At 44.4% G+C, this 25,053-nt stretch carries 24 protein-coding genes, 1 tRNA gene, 2 pseudogenes and 1 riboswitch; of the genes and pseudogenes, 17 read left to right on the top strand and 10 right to left on the bottom strand.

All coding sequences use genetic code 11. The features are described 5' to 3' along the window. Positions 1-42: 42 nt before the first annotated feature. The 4 genes and pseudogenes from AC1RRX_RS03425 to AC1RRX_RS03440 form a co-directional block, all read left to right on the top strand. Positions 43-1,083: pseudogene (locus AC1RRX_RS03425) on the top strand (cache domain-containing protein); the annotation flags it as partial. Then, positions 1,078-2,028: a methyl-accepting chemotaxis protein gene (locus AC1RRX_RS03430; protein WP_404833624.1), complete on the top strand. Its 951-nt coding sequence runs from the start codon at positions 1,078-1,080 to the stop codon at positions 2,026-2,028. The pseudogene AC1RRX_RS03425 and the gene AC1RRX_RS03430, both read left to right, overlap by 6 nt. A 115-nt stretch (positions 2,029-2,143) precedes the next feature. Further along, positions 2,144-4,150: a methyl-accepting chemotaxis protein gene (locus tag AC1RRX_RS03435; protein ID WP_144463948.1), complete on the top strand. Its 2,007-nt coding sequence runs from the start codon at positions 2,144-2,146 to the stop codon at positions 4,148-4,150. 65 nt (positions 4,151-4,215) lie between these two features. Further along, positions 4,216-4,740: a type 1 glutamine amidotransferase domain-containing protein gene (locus AC1RRX_RS03440; protein WP_003152143.1), complete on the top strand. Its 525-nt coding sequence runs from the start codon at positions 4,216-4,218 to the stop codon at positions 4,738-4,740. A 31-nt stretch (positions 4,741-4,771) separates the two neighbouring features. Here the strand turns inward: AC1RRX_RS03440 and AC1RRX_RS03445 are convergent, their stop codons facing one another. Next, a complete protein-coding gene (locus AC1RRX_RS03445; RefSeq protein WP_045208716.1) occupies positions 4,772-5,758 on the bottom strand; it encodes a Gfo/Idh/MocA family protein in 987 nt (328 codons plus the stop codon). Positions 5,759-5,937: 179 nt separating this feature from the next. On the opposite strand from AC1RRX_RS03445, the gene AC1RRX_RS03450 reads away from it, so the two are divergent. From AC1RRX_RS03450 to AC1RRX_RS03460, 3 genes are all read left to right on the top strand, one after another. After that, entirely contained in the window at positions 5,938-7,098 is a 1,161-nt protein-coding gene (locus AC1RRX_RS03450; protein ID WP_007408629.1) for an AI-2E family transporter, read from the top strand. Between the two features lie 91 nt (positions 7,099-7,189). Further along, positions 7,190-8,020: an undecaprenyl-diphosphate phosphatase gene (locus AC1RRX_RS03455; RefSeq protein ID WP_007613337.1), complete on the top strand. Its 831-nt coding sequence runs from the start codon at positions 7,190-7,192 to the stop codon at positions 8,018-8,020. A 127-nt stretch (positions 8,021-8,147) separates the two neighbouring features. Continuing rightward, a tRNA-Ala gene (locus AC1RRX_RS03460) sits at positions 8,148-8,220 on the top strand. Between the two features lie 172 nt (positions 8,221-8,392). Here the strand turns inward: AC1RRX_RS03460 and AC1RRX_RS03465 are convergent. Then, positions 8,393-8,899 (bottom strand): hypothetical protein, encoded by a 507-nt coding sequence (locus AC1RRX_RS03465; RefSeq protein ID WP_047477098.1) that lies wholly within the window; start codon positions 8,897-8,899, stop codon positions 8,393-8,395. Between the two features lie 123 nt (positions 8,900-9,022). Further along, positions 9,023-9,226 carry a hypothetical protein gene (locus AC1RRX_RS03470; protein WP_038464241.1) on the bottom strand — a complete coding sequence of 68 codons (204 nt, stop codon included), beginning with the start codon at positions 9,224-9,226 and terminating at the stop codon, positions 9,023-9,025. Between the two features lie 391 nt (positions 9,227-9,617). On the opposite strand from AC1RRX_RS03470, the gene AC1RRX_RS03475 reads away from it, so the two are divergent. Beyond that, positions 9,618-10,748 carry a Rap family tetratricopeptide repeat protein gene (locus AC1RRX_RS03475; protein WP_144463957.1) on the top strand — a complete coding sequence of 377 codons (1,131 nt, stop codon included), beginning with the start codon at positions 9,618-9,620 and terminating at the stop codon, positions 10,746-10,748. Continuing rightward, positions 10,738-10,866, top strand: a complete 129-nt coding sequence (locus AC1RRX_RS03480; RefSeq protein WP_258566438.1) for a hypothetical protein — start codon at positions 10,738-10,740, stop codon at positions 10,864-10,866. Before AC1RRX_RS03475 ends, AC1RRX_RS03480 begins: the two co-directional genes overlap by 11 nt. Positions 10,867-11,063: 197 nt before the next feature. Here AC1RRX_RS03480 and AC1RRX_RS03485 read toward each other — a convergent pair whose 3' ends face one another. Further along, on the bottom strand, positions 11,064-11,252 hold the full coding sequence (locus AC1RRX_RS03485) for a hypothetical protein (protein ID WP_144463949.1): 189 nt from the start codon (positions 11,250-11,252) through the stop codon (positions 11,064-11,066). 837 nt (positions 11,253-12,089) lie between these two features. On the opposite strand from AC1RRX_RS03485, the pseudogene AC1RRX_RS03490 reads away from it, so the two are divergent. Beyond that, positions 12,090-12,411: pseudogene (locus AC1RRX_RS03490) on the top strand (YjcN family protein). 66 nt (positions 12,412-12,477) lie between these two features. Here the strand turns inward: AC1RRX_RS03490 and AC1RRX_RS03495 are convergent. Further along, complete coding sequence (locus AC1RRX_RS03495) at positions 12,478-13,119, bottom strand: cupin domain-containing protein (RefSeq protein WP_038464235.1); 642 nt, start codon at positions 13,117-13,119, stop codon at positions 12,478-12,480. Positions 13,120-13,337: 218 nt separating this feature from the next. Here AC1RRX_RS03495 and hmpA point away from each other — a divergent pair, with 218 nt between their 5' ends. Together hmpA and AC1RRX_RS03505 are read left to right on the top strand one after the other, a co-directional pair. Then, positions 13,338-14,513, top strand: coding sequence for an NO-inducible flavohemoprotein (gene hmpA, locus AC1RRX_RS03500; RefSeq protein WP_144463950.1), 1,176 nt, complete (start codon positions 13,338-13,340; stop codon positions 14,511-14,513). A 141-nt stretch (positions 14,514-14,654) separates the two neighbouring features. Beyond that, the gene (locus tag AC1RRX_RS03505) at positions 14,655-15,500 is read left to right on the top strand and encodes a glucosaminidase domain-containing protein (RefSeq protein ID WP_144463951.1); all 846 of its coding nucleotides are present in this window, start codon (positions 14,655-14,657) and stop codon (positions 15,498-15,500) included. Positions 15,501-15,533: 33 nt separating this feature from the next. Here AC1RRX_RS03505 and ktrA read toward each other — a convergent pair whose 3' ends face one another. From ktrA to gbsR, 3 genes are all read right to left on the bottom strand, one after another. Continuing rightward, complete coding sequence (gene ktrA, locus AC1RRX_RS03510; RefSeq protein WP_144463952.1) at positions 15,534-16,202, bottom strand: potassium uptake protein KtrA; 669 nt, start codon at positions 16,200-16,202, stop codon at positions 15,534-15,536. A 163-nt stretch (positions 16,203-16,365) separates the two neighbouring features. Further along, positions 16,366-16,905: a biofilm surface layer hydrophobin BslA gene (bslA, locus tag AC1RRX_RS03515; RefSeq protein WP_015240450.1), complete on the bottom strand. Its 540-nt coding sequence runs from the start codon at positions 16,903-16,905 to the stop codon at positions 16,366-16,368. A 159-nt stretch (positions 16,906-17,064) separates the two neighbouring features. Beyond that, positions 17,065-17,619 carry a transcriptional regulator GbsR gene (gene gbsR, locus AC1RRX_RS03520; RefSeq protein ID WP_007613329.1) on the bottom strand — a complete coding sequence of 185 codons (555 nt, stop codon included), beginning with the start codon at positions 17,617-17,619 and terminating at the stop codon, positions 17,065-17,067. A 200-nt stretch (positions 17,620-17,819) separates the two neighbouring features. Here gbsR and betB point away from each other — a divergent pair, with 200 nt between their 5' ends. The 3 genes from betB (at position 17,820) to AC1RRX_RS03535 (ending at position 21,171) form a co-directional block, all read left to right on the top strand. Next, positions 17,820-19,292, top strand: coding sequence for a betaine-aldehyde dehydrogenase (gene betB, locus AC1RRX_RS03525; RefSeq protein ID WP_144463953.1), 1,473 nt, complete (start codon positions 17,820-17,822; stop codon positions 19,290-19,292). 17 nt (positions 19,293-19,309) lie between these two features. Next, complete coding sequence (gene gbsB / locus AC1RRX_RS03530) at positions 19,310-20,518, top strand: choline dehydrogenase (RefSeq protein ID WP_053574148.1); 1,209 nt, start codon at positions 19,310-19,312, stop codon at positions 20,516-20,518. A 71-nt stretch (positions 20,519-20,589) separates the two neighbouring features. Beyond that, entirely contained in the window at positions 20,590-21,171 is a 582-nt protein-coding gene (locus AC1RRX_RS03535) for an MOSC domain-containing protein (protein WP_003152182.1), read from the top strand. Position 21,172: 1 nt separating this feature from the next. Here the strand turns inward: AC1RRX_RS03535 and AC1RRX_RS03540 are convergent, their stop codons facing one another. Beyond that, positions 21,173-21,661, bottom strand: a complete 489-nt coding sequence (locus tag AC1RRX_RS03540; protein WP_144463954.1) for a DinB family protein — start codon at positions 21,659-21,661, stop codon at positions 21,173-21,175. A 146-nt stretch (positions 21,662-21,807) separates the two neighbouring features. On the opposite strand from AC1RRX_RS03540, the gene AC1RRX_RS03545 reads away from it, so the two are divergent. Together AC1RRX_RS03545 and floT are read left to right on the top strand one after the other, a co-directional pair. Further along, entirely contained in the window at positions 21,808-22,338 is a 531-nt protein-coding gene (locus tag AC1RRX_RS03545) for an NfeD family protein (RefSeq protein WP_007410165.1), read from the top strand. Positions 22,339-22,357: 19 nt separating this feature from the next. Next, positions 22,358-23,887 carry a flotillin lipid rafts scaffold protein FloT gene (floT, locus tag AC1RRX_RS03550; protein ID WP_060675302.1) on the top strand — a complete coding sequence of 510 codons (1,530 nt, stop codon included), beginning with the start codon at positions 22,358-22,360 and terminating at the stop codon, positions 23,885-23,887. A 29-nt stretch (positions 23,888-23,916) separates the two neighbouring features. Here the strand turns inward: floT and thiT are convergent, their stop codons facing one another. Next, a complete protein-coding gene (gene thiT / locus AC1RRX_RS03555) occupies positions 23,917-24,498 on the bottom strand; it encodes an energy-coupled thiamine transporter ThiT (RefSeq protein ID WP_012118271.1) in 582 nt (193 codons plus the stop codon). A 100-nt stretch (positions 24,499-24,598) separates the two neighbouring features. Next, a riboswitch (TPP riboswitch) is annotated at positions 24,599-24,699 on the bottom strand. Between the last annotated feature and the right edge of the window lie 354 nt (positions 24,700-25,053).

The raw sequence follows: 25,053 nt of genomic DNA on the forward strand, positions 1-25,053 counted from the left end.
TTGCCGATATGAAGGGTAAACACGCAAGAGGAGATATAGCAGATGAAAAAAATTGTGCAAATCATCAAGCAGAGATCGCTTACAAGAAAACTGCTCATTTCTTTTTTGGCCATTCTCATTCTTCCTATTTCAACGCTGGCTTTTATCGCCTATCAATCGGCGATAAGCACGCTTGACAGGCAGATGATGGGAAGCGCACTAGATAATGTGCAGCAGATTAACGATATGATCAACACAAGCATCAGCCAAAAGGAAGACGGAACGGCATATTTCAGCGATTGGCTCACAAAGGATCGGTACAAGCCGAAAAACCAATCGCAAATTACCGATAAATTCACAGAGTACATGAAGATCAATAAAGACGTGGAATCCATTTATACGAGTGACACGAAAGGACATTTCACACGGTATCCGGATCTGCAGATGCCTAAAGGATATAATCCGCTTGAAAGAGACTGGTATAAAAAGGCCGTGGAAAATAAGGGGAAGGTTGTTGTAACAGATCCTTACCGCACGGCTTCCACCAATACGATGGTCGTGACGGTCGTTCAGCAGACGAAAGACGGCTCAGGGGTCGTCGCCATCAATATGAAAATCGATGAGCTTCTGAAAACGACAAAGAAAGTGAACATCGGAAAATCAGGCTACGCTTTTATCCTGACGAAAGACAAAAAAGTGGTCGCCCACCCGAACCGCACGTCAGGCACAGTATTAAACGGGGAGTGGGCTGAACAGCTGTTCACCAGCAAAAAAGGTGATTTTCAATACAAATACGACGGCCAGGAAAAGAAAATGGCTTATGATACGAACGGGCTGACAGGCTGGAAGATTACCGGAACAATGTATCTGGACGAAATTCATGAAGCGGCCCTACCGATCCTCCATCTGTCCCTGCTCGTTCTCGTATTAGCGATTGTGATCGGAACCATCGTCATGGTGCTGATTATCCGTTCAATCACAAAACCGCTCAAGCAGCTTGTGACATCATCGAAACAGATCAGTGAAGGCGACTTAACAGAAACGATCGAGATTCAGTCAAAAGATGAATTAGGCGAGCTTGGCAAAAGCTTTAACAATATGGCCGCTTCGCTCAGGTCTCTCATCCATGCCATCCAGGATTCCGTGAATAACGTCGCATCTTCCTCAGAGGAGCTGACGGCTTCAGCGGAGCAGACAAGCAAGGCAACGGAACATATCACACTGGCGATCGAACAATTTTCTAACGGAAATGAAAGTCAAAGTGAAAATATTGAAAGCGCGGCGGAACATATTTACCAAATGAACAGCGGGCTTAAAGATATGGCGAAAGCATCTGCCGTCATTACCGAATCCTCCGCCACATCAGCGGAAGTCGCCAATTCAGGCGGAAAGCTCGTCCACCAGACGGTCGGCCAAATGAACGTCATTGACCGGTCAGTGAAAGAAGCTGAACAAGTGGTGCGCGGACTTGAAACAAAATCAAAAGACATTACAAACATTCTCCGTGTCATTAACGGAATCGCTGATCAGACAAACCTTCTTGCGCTGAACGCGGCAATTGAAGCCGCGCGTGCGGGTGAATACGGCCGGGGCTTCTCCGTCGTCGCCGAAGAGGTCAGAAAACTTGCGGTCCAGTCTGCCGATTCAGCGAAAGAAATCGAAAGCTTAATTATAGAAATCGTCAACGAAATCAATACATCTCTCGGCATGTTCCAATCCGTCAACAAAGAGGTGGAGAGCGGACTGGATATTACGAATCAGACCGAAACGAGCTTCAAACGGATTTCTGAAATGACGAACCAGATCGCCGGAGAAATTCAAAATATGAATGCGACGGTAGAACAGCTGACAGCAGGATCTCAGCAGATTTCAGGAGCTTCTGAGCAAATCGCGTCCATCGCAAAAGAAAGCTCCGCCAGCATTCAGGATATTGCGGCCTCCGCCGAAGAACAGCTGGCTTCAATGGAAGAAATCAGTTCGTCTTCGGAAACGTTATCCCAAATGGCGGAAGAATTACGTGATATGACGAAACGATTTAAAATAGATTAATAGGTCATAGAACACCCAAATGTGCTGTTTGGGTGTTTTTTTTAGTTTTTTTAATAAATCTTTTGTCCTGGCTGACGATATTAGATTTAGCTTTTCAAAGAAGGAGACTGAAAAAATGAAACAACTGATACATTGGATCAAACAGCCATCCATCAGCAAGCCGCTGATCGCGGCATTTTTAGCCGTATTGGTGCTTCCGATCGGCATACTCGCCTACTTCAGCTACCAAACGGCGGGGAGTACATTAGAAAGCGAACTGACCCACAGCGCCCAGGGAAATGTCAGCGAACTGAACAGCGTGCTGGAAAACATGCTTGAGAGTAAGCTCAAAGCGATTGACTACTACAGCGAATCAATCACAAAGGAAAAACTGAATACGAAAAATAAATCGGTACTGCTCGACAATATGAAGCAGTATGTCACCGTAAATGACGATGTCGCGTCAATTTACGCCGCGTCTCGCGACAAAGCGTTCGTGAAATATCCGTCCGCTGACATGCCGTCCGATTATAATCCGCTCACGCGCGAGTGGTATACCAAAGCACTTGAAAAAAGCGGACAGCCGGTGTTTACCGAGCCCTATAAAGACGCTGCAACCGGACAGACGGTCGTTACGATTGCCCAGCAGACAAAAGACGGATCAGGCGTTGTGGCGCTTGATATTAATCTGGGCGACCTTCTGAACGCTTCCGAACGCGTGCAGATCGGTCATAAAGGATTTGCCTTCATTACAACGGGAGATAAAAAATACATCGCCCATCCGACTATAAAAGCGGGAACGGAAGGCTCCGGAGAGTGGACGAAAGAGGTATTTTCCAAATCAAGCGGATCGTTTGAATACATGTTTGAAGGACAGCAGAAGAAAATGGCCTTCACGACAAACAAACTGACGGGCTGGAAAATCGCCGGCACATTTTTTGTCAGTGAGATCCATGATGCAGCCTCGCCTGTCATGAAAATGGCGCTGATCATCCTGGCGGTTTCTCTTATCGTCGGCGGTATTTTAATCGTTTTTATCATTCGCTCGATTGCAAAACCGCTCAAAAAACTTGTTTCGACATCAGCTAAAATCAGTGACGGCGATTTAACGGAAGTCATTGACATCAAGTCGAAAAATGAATTCGGGCAGCTCAGCCAAAGCTTCAATGAGATGTCGGCATCACTCCGGTCTGTCATCGGCGTCATCCAGTCATCCGTCGAACATGTCGCTTCTTCATCCGAAGAGCTGACGGCATCCGCCGGACAGACAAGCAAGGCGACAGAGCATATTACACTGGCGATTGAACAATTCTCAAACGGAAACGAATCACAAAGCGAGAAATTGGAAGAAAGTGCTGATCACCTTTCCCAAATGAATGCGGGCATTGCCGAGACGGCGAATGTATCGGCGGAAATCACTGAATCCGCCATCCAAACCTCTGAAACGGCCGGAAGCGGAGAAGAATTAGTGGCGAAAACGGTCGGCCAGATGAAAACAATTGATCGTTCCGTACAGCAGGCGGAAGCGGTCGTAAAAGGACTGGAAACGAAGTCGCACGACATTAAGAGCATTCTGAACGTCATTAACGGCATTGCCGATCAAACAAATCTGCTTGCCTTAAACGCGGCCATTGAAGCGGCCAGAGCCGGCGAATACGGGCGGGGCTTCTCCGTCGTTGCGGAAGAAGTGAGAAAGCTTGCCGTACAATCAGCCGGCTCCGCGAAGGAAATCGAAACGCTGATTCAGGAAATCGTCAAAGAAATCGCCACATCGCTTTCCGTATTCCAAGCGGTGAATCAAGATGTGAAGGAAGGCCTCGATATTACGGATCAAACGGCCGAAAGCTTCAAAAAAATCTCAGAAATGACGACTCAGATTTCAGGCGCCTTGCAGCATATGAACGGAACGCTTGAGAAGCTTGCAGCCGGGTCGCAAAATGTGACAAACGCGGTGGAGGACATTACCTCAGTCGCCAAAGAAGGGTCCGCCGGCATTCAAGACATCGCCGCCTCAGCTGAAGAGCAGCTGGCCTCCATGGAAGAAATCAGTTCATCCGCCGAAACGCTTGCGCATATGGCTGAAGAACTGCAGCAGGTCACACGGAAATTTACGATTCAGTCTGAAGACGAAGAACAGCTGTAGCGAGCTGTTTCTTTTCCTCATCTGAAAAAAGCGATACACTAATATAAAAGAAGGGAGTGGCAGTGATGAGATTAGAAGGCAAAAAAGTCATAGCGCTTGTCAGTGACGATTTTGAAGACTTAGAGCTTTGGTATCCCGTCTACCGGCTGAGAGAGGAAGGCGCGATCGTTCATTTAATAGGAGAAGAAGCGGGCCGTTCATACAAAGGAAAATACGGCGTGCCCGCGACGGCGGATTACGATTTTAAGAGCCTGATTATCCAGGAGTATGATGCTGTGCTCGTGCCTGGCGGCTGGGCTCCTGACAAACTGCGAAGATATCCCGAAGTTTTGGACATCATCCGTACGATGAACGAGCAGAAAAAGCCGATCGGCCAGATCTGTCATGCGGGCTGGGTGCTCATATCTGCCGGAATTCTCGCAGGAAAAAAAGTAACGAGCACGCCCGGCATCAAAGACGACATGACAAATGCAGGGGCACAGTGGCTGGATGAAGCAGTCGTAACTGACGGCCACATTGTATCAAGCCGCCGCCCGCCCGACCTTCCGCAGTATGCAAAAGCGTTTGCTGACCTGTTAGCGTCCAAATAAAAAACATCCGCCCGAATCCGGGCGGATGTTTTTAGTTTTGATCGGCGGGAAAGACAATTCCGATTTGTTTTCTCGCTTCTTCCATAATACTTGCCGTAATGAAAGAACGTTCAAATGTATTTTCGGAAGACTCCCGCTGTCCGTTTCGAAGAAGATTGATGAATTCAGCCGTTTCGTAGTACATCGACGGTTTCAGATCAGGGACTGAAATGTCTTCCGTCCGGCCGTCACGATAGCGGATTTCCGCCCGTTCCGGTCCGTGAATGCTGTCCAGAACGATCGTGCCGTCTTCACCCTGAATTTCCGCCGGGGCAAACGAATTTGAGATTTTCGAATGCATCAGCACCGCTTCAAATCCGTCGTATGACAGAATGACCGTGCCTTCGCCGTCAACGCCGGATGAGAGTTTATGACCGGTCGCAATGACGTTTTTCGGTTTGCCGAACAGGACGACGGCCGGATAAATGCAGTACACGCCGATGTCCATTAACGAACCGTTCGATAATTCAGGCTTAAACGCGTTTAGCACCGTACCGTTCTTATATGCATCATATCGTGATGAATATTGGCAGTAGCTTGCCGTGAATCTCCTGACGGGTCCGATTTTATGTAAGTGGTTTTGAAGCATGCTGAAGTTCGGCAGGAACGTTGTTTTCATGGCTTCCATCAAGAGAACGCCGTTCGTTTTGGCTGCATGAATCATTTCATCCGTTTCCCTTGCGTTAGACGCAAACGGTTTTTCGCACAGTACATGCTTGCCGTGTTCCATAAAAAGGACCGCCTGCTCTTTGTGAAATGCATTCGGGCTGGCGAGATACACCGCGTCATAGGCTTCGCTTTCCGCCATTTCTTTCAGGCTGGTGAAATAATGAGCAGCGCCGTGTTTGCCGGCGAATTCCGCCGCACGTTCCTCAGTTCTGGAATAAACCGCCGTTAATTGAAAATCATCAATAGCAGAAGCCGCCTCCAGAAATCGTTCTGTAATCCAATTCGTTCCGACTGTTGCAAATCGAATCATTGCTATCGCTCCTTCTATGTATTGGCTTACATTATAGCTTTTTTTCTGAGAAACATAAATGGAAAAAAGGCTGGCAGCTAAAGAGATAGGAAAAATTCCCATAGAGACCGGTTATTATTTTTCATTACAGGAACGATAGTGTACAATTTAAGTAAAATACATATGATGGAGGAACAATAGTGGAAACATTGCAAACATGGGGCGGCAGATTTAAACAGTTTTTCTTAGACAATAAATTTGTCTTGTTTTTGCTTGTATTGCTGCTCATCGGTCTCAATATCCTTGTCTTTATGAAGACATCATTTATTTTCACACCCATTATCGTCCTGCTTAAAACGATTGCGCTCCCCGTCATTTTGACAGGAATCGTTTATTATCTGCTTAATCCGATCGTAGATATATTGGAAAAAATAAGAGTGAAAAGAGTCTATTCCATCCTGCTCCTTTACCTCATTATTATAGGGCTGATTACGATTACGGTCGTTTCAATTATTCCGTTTTTAAAGGAACAGATCATGAGCCTGATCGACAATCTGCCGAAATATGTGGATATCGTTGAAGATCAGACGAAAAGCCTGATCGGAAGCGATTTTGTAAATCAGGCGCAAAAGACGATGAATATCAACATTTCCGATCTTGCTAATAAAGTATCGGCGCAGGCGGCGACAATTGCAAACAGCACATTTACCGGGGTCGGGAATTTTATCGGCGCGCTGACGGAAGTGATTATTTCAATTGTGACCGTGCCGTTTATTCTGTTCTATTTGCTGAAAGACGGCAAAAAACTGCCAATCTATATCTTAAAGTTTGTGCCCACCCGTCTGAAAGAACAAACGTATACGATGCTTAGTGAAATGAACCACAGATTAAGCTCCTATATTAGAGGACAGGTCATCGTCAGCTTCTGCATCGGGTTTTTATTATTTATCGGCTATCTGATTATCGGACTTGATTATGCGTCACTGCTTGCGGTCATTGCCGCTTGTACGAGCGTTGTTCCGTATTTAGGGCCGACCATTGCTATCACGCCGGCGATTATTATCGCGTTGGTCACTTCGCCCCTTATGCTGCTGAAGCTTGCGATTGTCTGGACCGTTGTCCAGCTCGTGGAAGGAAAATTAATTTCTCCGCAGATCATGGGGAAAAATCTTCACATTCACCCGATTACCATCATCTTTGTTCTTTTAACTGCCGGAAAGCTGTTCGGGGTTGTCGGCATTATTTTAGCCATCCCGGGGTATGCGGTCATCAAAGTGGTCACGACCCATCTGTTTGATTGGTTCAAAATGCGTTCGCATTTATATGAAGAAGAAAAAAATGATGCTGGATCGAAGTCATAAAATCGGAACGGATATGATATTTATTATAAGACAGGCTTTCCTTCAGAGGAGAGCTTCTCTTTTGTAAATGATGAATGAAGGGAAGAATGGGATGACATTATGGGAGATGTTCACAGCAGCCGTTTTGGGAATCGTGGAAGGGCTGACGGAGTATGCGCCGGTTTCTTCCACGGGACATATGATCATAGCGGATGACATCTGGCTGAAATCCGGAAGCCTGATGAATCCGGAAGCCGCCAATTCCTTCAAAGTGGTGATTCAGCTCGGTTCGATTCTGGCGGTGGCCATTGTGTTTAAGGATCGGATATTACATTTACTCGGCCTCAAAAAAAACGTCACGCGCGATCAGCAGAAGGGATACAGGCTGACCATCGCGCAAATCGCCGTCGGTCTTGTTCCGGCGGCGGTGCTCGGCTTTTTATTTGAGGATTTCATTGACCGCTATTTATTCTCCGTCAGAACGGTCGCTTACGGATTAATTGCCGGAGCCGTGCTTATGCTTATAGCGGACTGGATCAATAAAAGGAAAGAAACGATCGATACGGTAGACAGAATCACCTACAAACAGGCTTTCTGTGTCGGATTATTCCAGTGTCTCGCCTTATGGCCCGGATTTTCCCGCTCAGGCTCAACGATTGCCGGAGGTGTCATTGTCGGCTTGAATCACCGAGCAGCCGCAGACTTCACATTTATTATGGCTATTCCGATTATGGCGGGCGCAAGCCTTCTGAAGCTGGTGAAATACTGGAGCAGTCTTTCTTATGACATGATTCCGTTTTTTCTTGTCGGCTTTATCTGCGCCTTTGTCGTCGCCCTCTTAGTCGTCAAGTTTTTTCTTCGGCTCATTAACCGGATTAAGCTTGTCCCGTTCGCCATTTACCGTGTCATCCTCGGCATCATTTTAATCATGCTCGTGCGATAAACGAAGAGGCCCCCGGAGGGTCTTCTTTTTATGTTCGAAAAACGTCTCAGGAAAATATGAGCAAACTGAATTTTCTGCTTGAAATTCATAGAAGACTCGTCTATAATAAAACATGACGTTACAGCACGGGGCCATAGCTCAGCTGGGAGAGCGCTACGCTGGCAGCGTAGAGGTCAGGGGTTCGAGCCCCCTTGGCTCCATACCTTTAAACCCTTTATAAGGGTTTTTTTATTTGTCAGGAACAGAGCCAATAGCCCCAAAAAGCAATTGGGGACAATTTGGGGACGAAAAATTTATTTTGAGGAAGTTTAGTTGCTTTTCGCCTTCAATTAGGATTGAAGAAGCCGCCTCTAAAGGCGGCTTTGTTGTTTATCAATTTTCTTGCGGAGCAATCTTTGCTGGTGTAGCACCGCAGAACAGGAAGAATGTAAATAATACTGGTGGAGAAATTGCTACACCTAATTTGCCCAGATATTCCAATACTGTCCACCAATCTCCTTTTTCAATTGCCTTTTGAACTTTATCTAATGCTCCTTTAGAGATACCAATAGCATCTTCAAGGCATCTTTGAACAGTGTTCTTTTGGACACTTGCATACTTATATTCCTTGTTCATATAGTTAGCGAAGGCGATCATACCCTCTTTTTGACCTTTGGTATAAGGAGACTTTTCAAGCTCACCCTCATTAACTGTGTAACCTGTTTCTTCATCAAAAATTACAATCTTAGTAAAGATGTACTCAACTTCTTTTAAAGATTTTTCAATTTGTTCTTTAGTTAATCCATCTAACCCGTTCTCTTCCTCTGCTGAAACTGTTGGCGCTATTGTAGCAATAGCAAGAAGTAGGGTCAACGCCAGAAAAACTAATCTTTTCAACATTATAACTCCCCCTTTTGGAAAATTGTACAAGTAACTACATGGTAACACATTTTTCCAAATTAGGGTATGTTTATCCAGTTTTAATCTGTTTAGACAGGATAAGTCAAATATCGACAAAAAAGATTATGACCATAAACTCAAAGCAAGAGTCGAAACCCCCCATGCTATTATCCCAAACATTACAGAGAACCTAAGACAAGCTTCAAATTTTGAAAGCCCTCGCTCTCTTTTTGTTTTACCTAATTTCCAATAAATAGCGTATCCGGAGAACACCAAAATGATTATTCCAAGTCGTGTCATGTTTTCTAAAAATTCTATACCATCCATTGATTTTCACCTCGTTTTTATTTATGAGAAAAAATAAAGTAGACTTGTAGAAAGTCTACTTATACACGTTTATCCAAAGTACACATTTCTTTAGAGCTGAGAACGCTTGAGTGATAAAGTAAGGCTCATTTTAAAATGGCACATCCTTATCCCCTCCCCATTTGTATTCCCGACACATTAGTTTTATTATCGCAAATAGAATGGCCATTTCCAACAGTTATGTGAAAATAAGTAATGCGTAATATGTCTAATGGTATAAGAAATGATGTATCTTTTATCCAACAAAATCATGATTTTATAATCACTGTAGACCGCAAACAAATTGCGGTTTTTTTTCGCCCAAACATATTATGGAAATGTTAGAATATTATATAAAAGGAGGAGTGGCCTTGTGAGTTCTGTTTTACCATCATCGGAGGTTGGCGTTAAGATTAATGAATGGTACAAAATGATACGTCAGTTCAGTGTTCCGGATGCGGAAATTTTGAAAGCGGAAGTGGAACAAGAAATAAATGAGATGGAAGAAGACGAGTATCTACTGATTTACTACACCCTCATGAAATTCCGCCATCAGCTCATGTTGGATTATTTAGAACCGGTGACTACCCGCGTGAGACCGACAATTGACGAGCTGCTGGAAAAAATCGAAGCATCAAATAAAGGAATTTCCGGCCTGCTGTGCTATTATTCTTTATTTTTCCGCGGCATGTATGAATTTGATCAAAAGCAGTATGTAAAGGCTATCGGCTTTTATAGAGAGGCTGAAAAACAACTCGTTCATGTGCATGATGAAATTGAGAGAGCGGAGTTTCATTTTAAACTGGCTGAAGCATATTACGGTATGAAACAAAGTCACGTCTCTATGCATCACGTAAAGCAAGCGCTCGATATTTACGATCAGTATGAGTTGTATAAGGTCCGGAAAATTCAATGTCTATTTGTCATATCAGGGAATTATATTGACTTTAAACGCTTTGAAAAAAGCTTGCCGCATTTAGAAAAAGCTTTAGAGTTGTCGAAACAAGTAAACAATAATGAAAGGCTGCTCAGTTCTGCTTATTACAACATAGGAAAGAATTACGGAGACTTAGAAGAATACAGTAAAGCTGAAATCTACTTAAAAAAAGCAGCGGAGATATCTGAAAAGTATAAATTGGGTAACCTTCCGCATTCCTTGTTTACATACGCAAAGCTTCTATTTAAACAAGGGAAAACAAGCGAGGCGATTCAAATCAGCAAAAAGGGACTTTCATCAGCGATATTTCAAGGAGATAAGCTGTTTGAATCTCTGCAAAAATATTTGGAGGCTTTATATATTAATGCAATAGACCAAATGGGAATCAAAAAAACAATTGATTACCTTGAGAAAAATAAAAACTATTCGTATGTAGAAGATATTGCTCTTGATACGGCTGCTGTTTATGCAGAGTCAAAGCAATATGACAAATCTTATTTTTATCATCAAAAAATGATTCAAACGCAAAAACAAATTCAGAGGGGAGAATGCCTGTATGAATTTTAGAAAAGGCGTATTTATCATTGTGTCGGCTGTCGTTTTAATGTCAGGGATCGGTCTAGCAACATCGGCTGTTTCATTTGATGGATCTTATCAAGTTTCTTCTGATCGTAATCAAACCTAAGAAGGAGAGTGCCTGTATGAAAAAAAGCCTCTTCATTATTTTGGGTCTGTCGTTATCTTTGATATGCGGATTGGGTGTAAACACAGTGGAAAAACAAACACATGCTACCTTTCAAACTGCTTCTGATCGTCTTCAAACTTGAACAGCTTACGCCTTTTCTTCGGGAAAGGCTTTTTTAGTTTCTTCATTATATTGTTTCAAAACATCCACTTGTTTTTATTCTTATCCCATTCCAGCATACGCTGCTTCATGAGGTTCTTCACTGCTTCCCGGTTAGCGCGTTCATCCTTGCCGGTTTTTCTCTTCAATTCATCCAAGGAGGGGTTTTTTCCGAATTGGATCATGTTAAAGATAATCCGGTACACTTTTCGTTCAAAATCAGTCATTTGATCATCTCCCACTTCATAAGTCTCAACGGATAAAAGAGAATCAAATACAATAATGTATCCACCTTTAAGTTCTCGACACGAGTTTCCTTCCGTATGTGGTCCCGTAATGAACTGCGCAGATAACCTCGCGTATGTATCCGTCGTCATAAAGCTCGAACGATAAATCTATGCTAATATTAAAAAAATATGGCACTCTATATTTTTAGATCTTAAGAATATATAAGAATTGATAAGCTCAATTTTCAAATTTAATGGAGGGAAAATAGAAAGGAGAGAAATGATAAAGTATTTTGGAATAGTGTCGCTTATCATCCTTTTATTCACATTGTACTTCCTGCCTCATATTCATTGGGCACTTGGAATCCTAGGAATTGTCGTGGGGAGTATTCTAGCAATCAAATCACCTAAAGGAATTGCTAAGTATATTTCTTTTGTTATCCTAGCACTTTGTTTACTTTTACTATTATTATTGATTGTGATGGGCGTTTTGATGGCAGGTCTAGTGGAAAATTAACCTTAATTTATAATCCTATTTGGGGACAGATGGGGACGAATTAGGGACCAACTTGTTCATTTTTAGCCAAAACAGAAGATTTTTTATCAGAAAGGCTGGTCAGCAAACCTTATAAAATAAGGTTTCAAAATAAAACGTCTGTTTGTATCAGAAACTCATCTCCAGACTGGCAGCGTAGAGGTCAGGGGTTCGAGCCCCCTTGGCTCCATACCTTTAAACCCTTATTCTATAAATAAGGGTTTTTTTGTTTTTTCATCTTCTGCGGCAGCCTCTGTGTTCTGCTTCATTTCTAACAATTCAAAATAAAGGAAAGAGAGAAAATGAAAAAGAAAATCTATCTTATATTATCTCTTTCAGCGGCACTGGCACTTCTTTTAACAGCGCTTCTGCCTCTTTCTCCCGTCATCTTCACGTCTGCTTCAGAAAAAGGAGCCATCAGGCATGACATTTTATAAAAAAGGATATCCGTATCAAAGCTACTTTGCGATTCTTCAAAAATAAGAAGGCGGCGGAGAGGCCGGGAACCTTTATTATGTAAATTGGTTCAATTGGAAAGATGAAACTGGACAGACGCCGCACGTATGTTATTCAAAAAAATCGTCCGAAGGCGGATACAAAGTAAGCTGCGGAACCGGACCGTAATGATCAAGAGCCCCTCTCCAATGAGGGGCTCTTTCTGTCGAGCTGAATGCCGCTCTGGCTCTCCGTTTAATATCCCCAATATAACGGCGTATCATAATGCCGATACGGATCATTCGGATAATGCGTATTTGGCTGATAAGGCTTATTCATATCATGAATACCCGTGTTTTCAGTCTGACCGCAGTATTTATCGGGACCTATCACAGTTGATTGCCGGATCGGTGAAACGGCTTTTTCCCACTCATGCTCATTCAGACAGTACGTATGCGCCATGATCTCAGGCGGCGTCAGACGGAGAATATCCGAGCCGTATATCACTTCAGGCGAAGGGGCGTCAAATATGGCCAAAAGGTGGGTTTTGTCTGAAGTGGCGACTTCATAATGCCACCACCCCTGCGGAACATTCGCCACTTGTCCTGAAGAGATCGGATAATTCCGTATTTTCTGGGTGAACGGATTCAGCATCGACACCACCGCGGAACCCGAAATACAGTACACCAATTCAGCGGCGTTTTGATGGGTATGCGGTTCAATCACATTTGTATTGCTCAGAAAGATATCTAATAATGAAATATTTTCAAGCGTGTTTAACTGTTTAATCCCCAATACATTGATAAAGTTCCGAGCATCTTTCGTAAAAAAACGGCTCTCATTCACATTATAAGTGAACTGTGTATTCGGAGACGTGTAATCGATATCGGAAACCATGCACTCCCCCGCTTTCATCTTTAAACGTATATTCCCAAATATATGTGTCCCTGTTTCACCGGGTGATAAAAAAAGGAGGTGAAATCCATAAATTCCAAATCCAATACAATATTGTGACGACTTTTTTAAAGATTCATTTTCAATATATCTTTTATTCAAAATATCTCTTACTATAAAGATATATTGAAAATACATCTTTAGAAGGGTTGAGGATTAACATGCTGGATGAGAGAACAATAGACATCATCAAAAGCACAGTACCCGTATTGAAAACACATGGAGAAAACATCACCGGACGCTTTTATAACCTGATGTTTCAAGATCATCCCGAACTGTTAAATATGTTTAACCAAACGAACCAAAAGAAACAGACTCAGCGCGCAGCATTGGCAAATGCAGTCATTGCGGCTGCGGCGAATATTGATCAATTAGAACAAATCATTCCGGAGGTCAGACAGATCGGCCATAAACACACAAGCATCGGTGTAAAACCGGAACATTATCCGATTGTCGGAAAGTATCTGCTTCTGGCAATTAAGGATGTGCTGCAGGATGCCGCAACTCCTGAGATTATGCAGGCATGGGAAAAAGCTTACGGTATTATTGCGGAGGCTTTCATCGGCATTGAAAAAGACATGTACAATGAAGCCGGATGGCAGGGGTATAAAGAATTTACGGTTATACAGAAAACGAAAGAAAGCAAAGATATCACATCATTTTATATCAAACCGAGTGACGGCTCTTCGCTTCCTGGATTTGAAGCGGGACAATATATCAGCATTAAAGTGCGGATTGCGGATTCTCCTTATACGCACATTCGCCAATACAGCCTGTCTGATGCTTCTCAAAAAGGCGCATATCGGATTTCTGTGAAAAAGGACGGAGCGGTTTCTTCTCATCTCCACAATGAAGTTCAAGAGGGAGATAAACTTGAAGTCAGTGCACCCGCCGGAGATTTCAAGCTGTCTTCTTCCGAAAAACCGGTTGTTCTTATCAGTGCCGGTTCCGGAATCACGCCGATGATGAGCATGCTGAAAACAGCCGCCGAAAAACAGCCGGAGCGTTCCGTTACTTTTATTCATGCCGCGAAAAACGGAGAGTACGCCGCGTTCCGCAAAGAGGCTGAACAAGCTGCGGAGAATCATCCGAATATTAACGTCATTTATGTATACAGTGAACCGGCAGAACAAGACCGCTTAGGAGACAAGCCTTTTTACAGCGGCAGAATTGATCAAACCTTCCTGGAGCAGCTTCATCTGAATCAAGATGCTGAATTTTACTTGTGCGGATCAGCGCAGTTTATGACGCAAATGAAAGACATGATTCTTGCACTCGGGTTTGACTCTGATTCCGTTCAATATGAATTGTTCGGCCCTCAGCTGAGCATGGCATAACATAAAAGACTCCTCAAAGAGGAGTCTTTTTTACTTGCACAATGTGTTCTTTCTCCGTCTTTTTCCCTATTTTATTGAAATTTTCATCAATGACCAGTAAAATTATAAATCTAGTGATTCCGGAATTAAAGGAAGGTTGATATGAAAAAGAAAGCAAAGACCAAAAAGGGGCTTGGATGCCTTTTTGCTGTATCTCTTATATTCGGATTATTTCTGGTATCAATGGTGTTTTCGAAATTCATAGTGACGGAAGAAAAACCGCCTGAAGAGGTGGACGAGCAGCAGGTCTTTATTGACAGCCTTTCCGGGCATGCTCAAATTTTATATGAGAAATATCATGTCCTTCCGAGCATCACCCTCGCACAGGCCATTCTCGAATCGGACTGGGGGAACAGTGAGCTTGCGGGGAAAGCGCGCAACCTGTTCGGTGTAAAAGGTGATTATAAAGGAAAACACGTCACGATGAAAACGGATGAATTTGAAAAAGGAAAACGAAAAACGATTCGGGCAAAATTCCGTAAATACAGCACGTTTTTTGAATCAATGGATGACCATGCCAAATTATTTGTCAACGGAACGTCTTGGAATAAAAAGAAGTACAAGCCCGTCATTGAAGCGGACAATTATAAAACTGCGGCGGCTGCCCTTCAAAAATCCGGCTACGCCACAGACCCCGGCTATGCTGAAAAAATTAAAGATGTCATAGAAACCTATAACCTGAATGAATATGACAAAATCAATGCCTCTCTTAAAGCAGTTGATATGAAAGGCGCCATCAAAGACCACGCCATTGAAGACGTGTGGTCCAAGCCGTCAAAAGAGCGGCATTCTATTAAACTGGCATCGGCGCAAAAGTTTACCGGCGAGCATATTAAAGTCGTATCTGAAAAACAAAACGGAGAATCCGTCTGGTACCAAATTCAAGTGAAAGATGAGCTGATCGGCTGGGTTGACCAAACCGCCGTCCAGTTAAGTGAAGAAACATAAGCATCAAAAAAAGCCGGCAGCCCGCCGGCTTTTTTACATTCCTTCAGTTTCAAACCTTTTAATATCACGTTTATGCCCCATCAGCACAAGACAGTCACATTCATGAATGACAGTCTCCGGAGAAGGGGACAGCTGAATGTTTCCATTATGTTTCAAGGCGAGAATGGTGCAGCCGAATCTGGCCCGGACGCCGAGATCAAGAATGGATTTTAAATGCAGCTTTTTCGTGGCTGAAAGCTCCACAATGCTGTATTCATCTGACAAATCAATGTAATTTAAGACATTTTCATCTGAAAGGCTTTGCGCAATCCGCACGCCCATATCCTTTTCGGGATGGATAATACGATCAGCACCGATTTTTTCAAGCACTTTGTGATGATAATAGTTTTGCGCTTTCACCCAGATATTAGGGATGTTCAGCTCCTTCAATAACAGCGTCGTCAGCGTGCTTGCCTGAATGTTGGCGCCGATTGCTACGATGACATATTCAAAATTTCTGATGCCGAGCGACTGAAGCTCGCTTTCTTCCGTTGAATTTGCCCGCACAGCATGCGTGGCATAAGAGGAGTATGCGTTGACCCGCTCTTCGCTGATATCGACCGCAAGCACCTCATGCCCCATTTTAAAAAGCTCTTTACAGATGCTTCCGCCGAAACGGCCGAGTCCGATGACGGCAAATTGTTTATTTTTGATTTTTCCCAATCCTCATAACTCCTTAAGAAACTGTTTTCGTCACTCCAAATACAACAAACAAGAATGTACTCCTGTTTCAAGGGTTTGTCAATGCGAGGGCTGGAAGAAAGAAAACAGCACAAAAAAAGACCGGCTGACAAGCGATGGGCTTGTGCCGGTCTTTTTTTCGCAATTATTTGCAGTTGCAAGGCTGTGTCGGCGGTGTGCTGCGTTTTTGAACAACAATTGTGTCCTCAGCATAGAATTTAGAGCCGATGCTTAATGATTTATTTTCTGCACGGAACTTATATGTACCTGCAGCAGGCAACGTTTTGTTATTAAGAGAAAGCTTAAATTCCGCTGCGCCGAGCAAATCAATGTTTAACGGAAGTCTGACTGTTTTGCCGTTATTCAGAATCTGTCTTTCACGCAAAGCGTGTCCGTTGACTGTATCTTTTGTAGTAGCCGCAAATCCGCTAGGAAGGGTAAATTCCATAACGCCTAAGCTCAGGATCGTGTTCGGTCGGTACGTCAATTCGATATCAGAAAATGACCATTCCTGCTGGCTGGCACCTGTATATTTTGCAAATAAGGTAGCAGTCGCTTTCGTGGACATTTCCGGCTCGTGAACGGTTGAGCCTGACTCAGCGGCGAATGACGCTGTCGGCAGAGAAAGAAGCAAAACCAGGCCGAATAAACTTGCCATGACAGTTGAGAAAAATTTCTGTTTCATTTTCATAAATCCCCCTAAAAAAAATTTGCTGATTGTTCTTAAAAAAGAACGACCATACCTATAAAAATTTACCATCAATTTTAATGGAAGTAAATGGGGTTATGTTCCTATATTTTCTCAAAAATAATCAAATCACGACAAAAAACGCCTGATTTTGATTCAGGCGTTTTTTTCGTCCGTTTCTATCGGAATAAATTTAAAAATCTCCCCGCTCTGAACCGAGTCGGCGAGCCGCTTCAGCCAATGATAATAAGCTTTCGAGCTTTCAAGCTGATCATATAACTGCCGCGCTTCTTCCTGTAATTCCGCGTTGCCTTTCTCGGCCAGCAAAACGGACTGCAAATCCGCCTGGGCCTGTTCAATGGCGGACAAATTCACCTGAACTTCACGATCCCATTTCGGCGGGAAGAAATTCGTGAAAAACGTAAAGAAATCTTTTTCCGCTACAAACGTATGCTTCCGTGTGCCGCGGTGAAAGGTTTTTTTGACCACATTTAAATCCTGCAGCTTTTTGACGCCTGTGCTCATACTCGGTTTGCTCATCTGCAGTTCCTCACGCATTTCGTCAAGCGTCATTTCATCCCTCATATACATTGTTCCGTATAAAATCCCGACACTTCGAGTGATTCCGTAAAGATCCATCGTCTCTGCAATGGAATCAATGACAAGATCCCTAGCTTGTTCTATAGCTGCGAATTCTGGATTCTCATCCATACTGTCCCTCTTTTCCTCTTGAAGTTTAAATTTGTTAAGTCATTTCTTTATGTTCTTAATCTTAACGAATCATGACAAAATGTCAAAATCTAAACGGACTGACCGGGTTTTGACAGGCAAAAAAACATATGTTAAATTAATATTGTTAAAAACATTAAATTTTTATTTAACAAACTTACTTTTCGGTAAGGAGGACTCTTATGAGCAAAACGCTTTATATCGGCGGCGAATGGATCAGTGCAGAAAAAAAACAGACCCGCCGTATCATTAATCCATTTAATCAAGAAGAAATTGCAACGGTATGCGAAGGAGACCGGAACGATGCGGTGAAAGCCATCGCCGCAGCCAGAAAAGCATTTGATGAAGGGGAGTGGCCGGTGCTTTCCGGGCTCGAGCGCGGACAATTTGTTCTGAAAATTGCGGAATTAATCAGACGCGATCTGAACGAATTAGCTGAGCTGGAATCGCTCGATACAGGAAAAACGATTGAAGAAAGTAAAGCCGATATGGATGATATCGCAAATGTATTTCAATATTATGCCGGTTTGGCGGATAAAGACGGAGGCGAGGTCATTTCATCTCCGATTCCCGATTCCGTAAGTAAAATCGTCAGAGAGCCAATTGGCGTATGCGGACAAATTACGCCGTGGAACTATCCGCTCCTTCAGGCGAGCTGGAAAATCGCTCCCGCTCTTGCGGCCGGAAACACGATCGTTTTAAAGCCGAGCGAGATTACTCCGCTGACAACCATTAAAGTCTTTCAATTAATAGAAGAAGCCGGTATTCCGAAAGGGGTCGCCAATCTTGTGCTGGGGCCGGGCGCCTCTGTCGGCGATGAGCTGGCGAGAAACCTCGACGTCGATTTGGTCTCTTTTACGGGCGGAATTGAAACAGGCAAAAAAATCATGCAGGCGGCAAGCGGCAATGTGAAAAAGATTGCCCTGGAGCTTGGCGGCAAAAATCCGAATATCGTATTTCAAGATGCAGATCTCGAAACAGCTGCAGATCAAGCGCTGAACGCCGTGTTTTTCCATGCCGGCCAAGTTTGTTCGGCAGGGTCACGTCTTTTGGTGGACGAAGCCATTCATGATGAATTTTTAGCCGAGCTGATCAAGCGCACGAAACGCATCAAATTAGGAAATGGTTTTCATGAAGATACGGAAAGCGGTCCGCTGATTTCCGCCGAGCATCGGGCCAAAGTCGAAAAATACGTAGAAATCGGTATCGAAGAAGGGGCAAAACTGGAAACAGGCGGCAAACGTCCTGATGATCCCGCCCTTCAAAACGGTTTCTTCTATGAACCTACTATTTTCTCACACTGCAAGTCTGGTATGCGGATAGTCCAAGAGGAGATTTTCGGCCCCGTTTTAACAGTTGAGTCATTTTCATCTGAAGAAGAAGTGATCAGACTTGCCAACGATACCATTTACGGGCTGGCCGGAGCGGTATGGTCAAAGGATATTGAAAAATGCGAACGCGTAGCCGCCAAACTGCGGATGGGAACGGTATGGATCAATGATTTCCACCCGTATTTCGCGCAAGCGCCATGGGGCGGGTACAAACAATCGGGCTTCGGCCGCGAACTCGGCAAAATCGGTCTGGAAGAATACACGGAAATCAAACATATTTACCGCAACACGAAACCAGCGGCTGTGAACTGGTTTCAAGCATAACGAGGAGGAGATACAATATGACATTAAATATGAAAGTAGAAAGCATGCATAAATTCCATACATTCGAAATCCCGACAGTCATTAAACACGGAATCGGTGCGATTCAGCAAGCGGGAAGTGAAGTCAGAGCGCTTGGCGTCACAAAAGCGCTGCTCGTAACAGACCCGGGAATTTATAACGCGGGAGTGGCAAACCCGGTCATTGAATCTTTACAGGAAGCGGGCATCGAAGTCGTCCTGTTTAACAAAGTGGAGCCGAACCCGCCTGTACGTCTTGTAAACGAAGGATCAGAACTGTATAAAAAAGAAAACTGCAACGGCCTTGTGGCTGTCGGCGGCGGAAGCTCCATGGATACAGCGAAAGCGATCGGGGTAGAAGCGACACACGAAGGAAGCGTGCTTGATTATGAAGCCGCGGAAGGCAAAAAGCCGCTGGAAAACCGTATTCCTCCGCTGACAACGATCCCGACGACTGCGGGAACAGGTTCAGAGGTCACACAATGGGCGGTCATTACAGATGAGGAAAGAGAATTTAAATTCAATACGGGCGGACCGCTTATCGCCGCGCATTTAACGGTCATTGACCCTGAGCTGCACACGTCCATGCCTCCGCATGTGACGGCCATGACAGGTATTGACGCACTTGCGCACGCCATCGAGTGCTATACGATGAAATTCGCGCAGCCGATCACTGATGCCGTCGCTTTAATGGCCATTGAATATGCGGCGCATTATATTAAGCGCGCGTTTGCGGACGGAGAGGATTTGGAAGCAAGATACGGCATGGCGCAGGCGGCGATGCTTGCCGGCCTTTCATACGGCAGTGAATCAGCAGGCGCGGCGCATGCGATGAGCCAGACGCTCGGCGGCATCATCCCTGTCGCTCACGGACAATGCGTCGCAGCTATGATGGGGCCGGTAATGGAATACAACTGGAAAGGCTACCCGGAAAAATTCGCCCGCATCGCCAAAGCATTCGGAATCGATACAAGCAACATGACAACCGAAGAAGCGGCAAAAGCGTCCGTCAACTGGATGTATGATCTTGTAAAAGATTTAGAGGTGCCAAGTTTAGAAGAACAAGGTGTGTCTCCGGACATGATTGAACGTTTATCAAAAGAAGCCATGAAAGATCCGCAAACTTTCGGAAATCCAAGAGATTTGAATGAGAAAGCATACAACTGGATTTACAAACGCTGCTTTGATCTAACGCCGAAAACGGTATAATAAATGAACCCCGCTCCTTTACAGAGCGGGGTTTTTTAAGGATAATGTCAAGAAAAAGGCGGTGGCGGCTGATGTGGAAACGCATAACAGCAAAGACGGAAGGCGTATATATAGCGGATACCGAACAATTTGTTACCAAAAAGATGGACAAGCTTCGTGCGGAATACGGCGGGTTTCCCGGTGACCTGCATTTCGGACTGACAAAAAAGGCCGGCGCGCGTGAGCCGATGTATGAAAGAGGAACAGAGATTTTTAACCGGAGACAGATTTCAATCGTGTCCATGGAGGAATGTGATGACATTGCGGAGAAGATGGGGATTTCTCATATCTTTCCCGAATGGCTCGGCGCTAATATCGCAATCAGCGGTTTTTCTGCACTGACGCCGCTTAAAGAAGGAAGCAGAATGATATTTCCGAGCGGTGCGTCTCTGTTGTGTGAGGGAGAAAATGATCCGTGCATTCAGCCGGGAGAAGTCATTCAATCCTTTTATCCGGATCAGCCAAAACTCGCCGCGGCGTTTGTGAGGCACGCGATGGGCAGAAGAGGAATTGTCTGTATTGTTGAACGCCCGGGTGATATATGCACGGGCGATGCGGTCACCATCCATTCTTATGAACCGAAACGCGCCAAGAAAAAAATCGAGAAGGTCTGACTCAGACCTTTTCGATTTTTTGTTTGATTTCTTTTATTTGATTAATGTGACGCTTTTCATGATGGCCGATAAAATCAATCCACTGGCGGATCGTCAGTTCTTGAAAAACAGGATGCGGAAGCACACGTTCAAAGTCTTCCTCGTTTAATGATGAAATGACGGCGGTCAGCTGCTGTCTTGCTGTATCTAATTCTTGTTTTGCTTCAATGACTGATATTCGGTTTTGCTCAGGTTCGAGGTGTGACGGAGCCGGCCGTTTATTTGTTCTGTCCTCTATAAACTCCATCGGTTGTTCTTCTATTTCTTTTAACGGTGCGTCTTTTGCCTGCTTTGATAAAAGGGTCTGCGCTGTTTCGTCAATTTTCTTTAAATGGTCAAGGACTCCCCGCACGCTCCACTCATCAGCCGCGGGCTTTCGGTTGAATTCCTCATCAGAGAGTCCTTTCAGTTCTTCCCAGATCTGCTGTCTGGCTTCATTAAAAATGCTCATCCTATCTCCTCCTTTAGAGTAAACATATCATATCCGGATTGGATAATCATGTAATCAGCCTCCCTTATCAGAAAATTGAAACCATTTACCTTTACATCCGTATATAAAGTAACACTCCGACACATCGGCTGAAAGGAGGATAGAAGATGGACATATTTCATCTGCCGCTTGAAACGGTCTATCTTTACACATTGATTATTTCGGGAAGTCTCACGCTTTTGATTCTGTTTTTTCAAGATGTGTTTCACGGCCTCTCGGAAGCCATTCCTGTTTCATTTTTAAACCCTGCATTGATTCTGTCTTTTTTAACAATCTTTTCAGCCTCAGGTTATATCGGCGAAATCGCCGCTCCGCTATCAAGTTCTGTCATTGCGTTGCTTTCATTTGTTCTTTCGGTTCTTTTGGTCAGCCTGCTTCACTTCTTCGTCCTTGTCCCGCTTTCATCAGCGGAAGAATCGCTCGCTTATCGAGAGACGGATTTAAAGGGCAGAGTCGGCAGGGTCATTACTTCCGTCCCGAAAGACGGCTATGGAGAAGTGATCATAGAGGGAATAGGGGGCGCCATTTCTAAATCAGCCGTCAGCTTTGATCAAGAACAGATCAAGTACGGAACTGCCGTATTAGTGATTGACGTGAAAGACGGAGTGCTTTTTGTGACGCCGCATGAACCAATCTGATATCTAAGGGGGAACTGTTATGACTATGCCGATTATCATCGTTATCGGAATCGTATTCTTTTTACTCATCGCACTTATTGCTGTATTTATTACGAAGTACCGGACGGCGGGGCCGGACGAAGCCCTTATCGTGACCGGAAGTTATTTGGGAAATAAGAACGTCCACATTGATGAAGGCGGAAATCGTCTGAAAATCGTCCGGGGCGGGGGAACGTTCGTGCTCCCGGTATTCCAGCAGGCAGAACCTCTCAGTTTACTGTCAAGCAAACTTGATGTCTCTACACCTGAAGTCTATACAGAGCAAGGCGTGCCGGTAATGGCCGACGGAACCGCCATTATTAAAATCGGAGGCTCCATCGGTGAAATCGCCACAGCAGCTGAACAATTTTTGGGGAAATCCAAGGACGACCGTGAGCAGGAGGCGCGGGAGGTGCTGGAAGGCCATCTGCGCTCCATCCTCGGCTCCATGACCGTTGAAGAGATTTATAAAAACAGGGAAAAGTTTTCTCAGGAAGTCCAGCGGGTCGCGTCTCAGGATCTTGCTAAAATGGGGCTTGTGATCGTTTCTTTTACGATTAAAGACGTCCGCGATAAAAACGGCTATCTTGAATCATTAGGTAAGCCGAGAATTGCCCAAGTCAAGCGGGATGCGGACATTGCCACGGCAGAAGCGGATAAAGAGACGAGGATTAAACGCGCGGCCGCTGATAAAGACGCAAAAAAATCAGAGCTGGAGCGGGCGACGGAAATAGCTGAAGCGGAAAAAATCAATCAGCTGAAAATGGCGGAATACAGAAGAGAGCAGGATACAGCAAAAGCCAATGCCGACCAGGCATATGATCTTGAAACAGCAAAAGCCCGCCAGCAGGTGACAGAGCAGGAAATGCAAATTAAAATTATTGAGCGGCAAAAGCAGATTGAATTGGAGGAAAAAGAAATTCTGCGCCGTGAGCGCCAATATGACTCTGAAGTGAAGAAAAAAGCCGATGCTGACCGTTACTCGGTGGAACAAGCGGCCGCGGCCGCAAAAGCGAAGCAGCTCGCAGAAGCGGATGCCGAGCAGTACAGCATCGAAGCGATGGCCAAGGCGGAAGCGGAACGCGTGAGAATTGACGGTCTTGCTAAAGCGGAGGCTGAAAAGGCGAGAGGAGAAACCGAAGCGGAAGTCATCCGCCTGAAAGGTCTCGCAGAAGCGGAAGCTAAAGAAAAAATCGCCGAAGCATTCGAAAAATACGGGCAGGCTGCAATCCTTGATATGATTGTGAAAATGCTGCCTGAATATGCGAAGCAAGTCTCAGCGCCTCTTTCCAACATTGATAAAATAACCGTCGTTGATACGGGAGGAAGCGGTGAAAACGGCGGGGCCAATAAAGTCACAGGCTACGCAACCAATTTAATGGCCGGTCTTCAGGAAAGCTTAAAAGCATCTTCCGGAATCAATGTAAAAGAGCTTATTGAGAATTTTTCAGGCAAAGGAAACATAAAACAAAGTATAAATGAACTTACAAAAGAACTGAGTGATTCAAACGAACAGCACAGCCAGGAATAAAAAACAGCAGGCGTAAACCGCCTGCTGTTTCAGTTCGTCCGCTTAGCTTCAAGAAGCCGCGGCGCAGTCATGAATAATAAGATAAGGACAATGGCCGAAAGGATAAAAGAAGGAATCATATAAGTCGCGTTATAGACGGACGAATAAATCCATACCGGCGTGCCTTTCGGAGCATAGCTTCCGAAAAAGACCGCTCCGGAGACCACATGTGCCGCATAGCGCAGCACACTGCCGATGAAAACACCGCCTATAACATACATCGTTAAAGCGCCTCTTTTTTTATTCAATGCCGATTCTCGTACACCGGAAGCAAACAAGCCGCTGAAACCGAGAACTGCAAATGCCGCGATGTAATCAAGAAATAGCTGCACCGGGTGCTGCAAAAACAAATTGCCGATGGCGATCTGGACAATCCCTGTCAAAAAGCCTGTCGTAAGCCCGGCTTTCACTCCCCAGCGGAATGAAATCAAAAAAATCGGAATCATCATAATAGAGACCGAACCGCCTTGGGGCATCCGGAGAAACATACCTGAGACAATGTCCAGAATGACAGCCGCCCCGGTCATAATCGCTATTTCAATTAAGCGCACAAGCCGTGTTGAATGATTCATAGTTTTCCCCCTGGTCAGACAACCGTAACAAGGATAAACAAAAAAGCAGCGCGGGGAAGGATGGGAAAAGGCCCGCGCGCTGCTTACATAAACTGCAAATCATTTGGCTTTGCCACATCCCTACGCCAGCGTTAACTAACAGGTTCAAAGGGTCAGAACAAAACGTTCACTCTCAGCTTTAATGCTCCCCTTGTGGTCATCAAGTATTTAGTTCAATCTTACTATACAAGAAAATATGCCAATCCACAAGACAGCTTATCTTTCTATAGAAGAGAAACTGAAATAAGTATGAAAGAAAATAATTAATGATTTTTTTAAAAAAACTATTGTCATATTTTCAAAAGGGTGTTATATTATTAAACGTCGCTGATGAACAGCAGACAACAACGAAAAGCTTCGGAAACAACTTGAAAAAAGTTGTTGACATAAAAGAAGCTGAGTGGTAAGATAATAAAGCTGCTTCAACAAGCGGTAATGATCTTTGAAAACTAAACAAGACAAAACGTACCTGTTAATTCAAAGTTTTAAATAAATCGCACAGCGATGTGCGTAGTC

The organism is Bacillus sp. GW821-FHT11D08 (assembly GCF_058808515.1).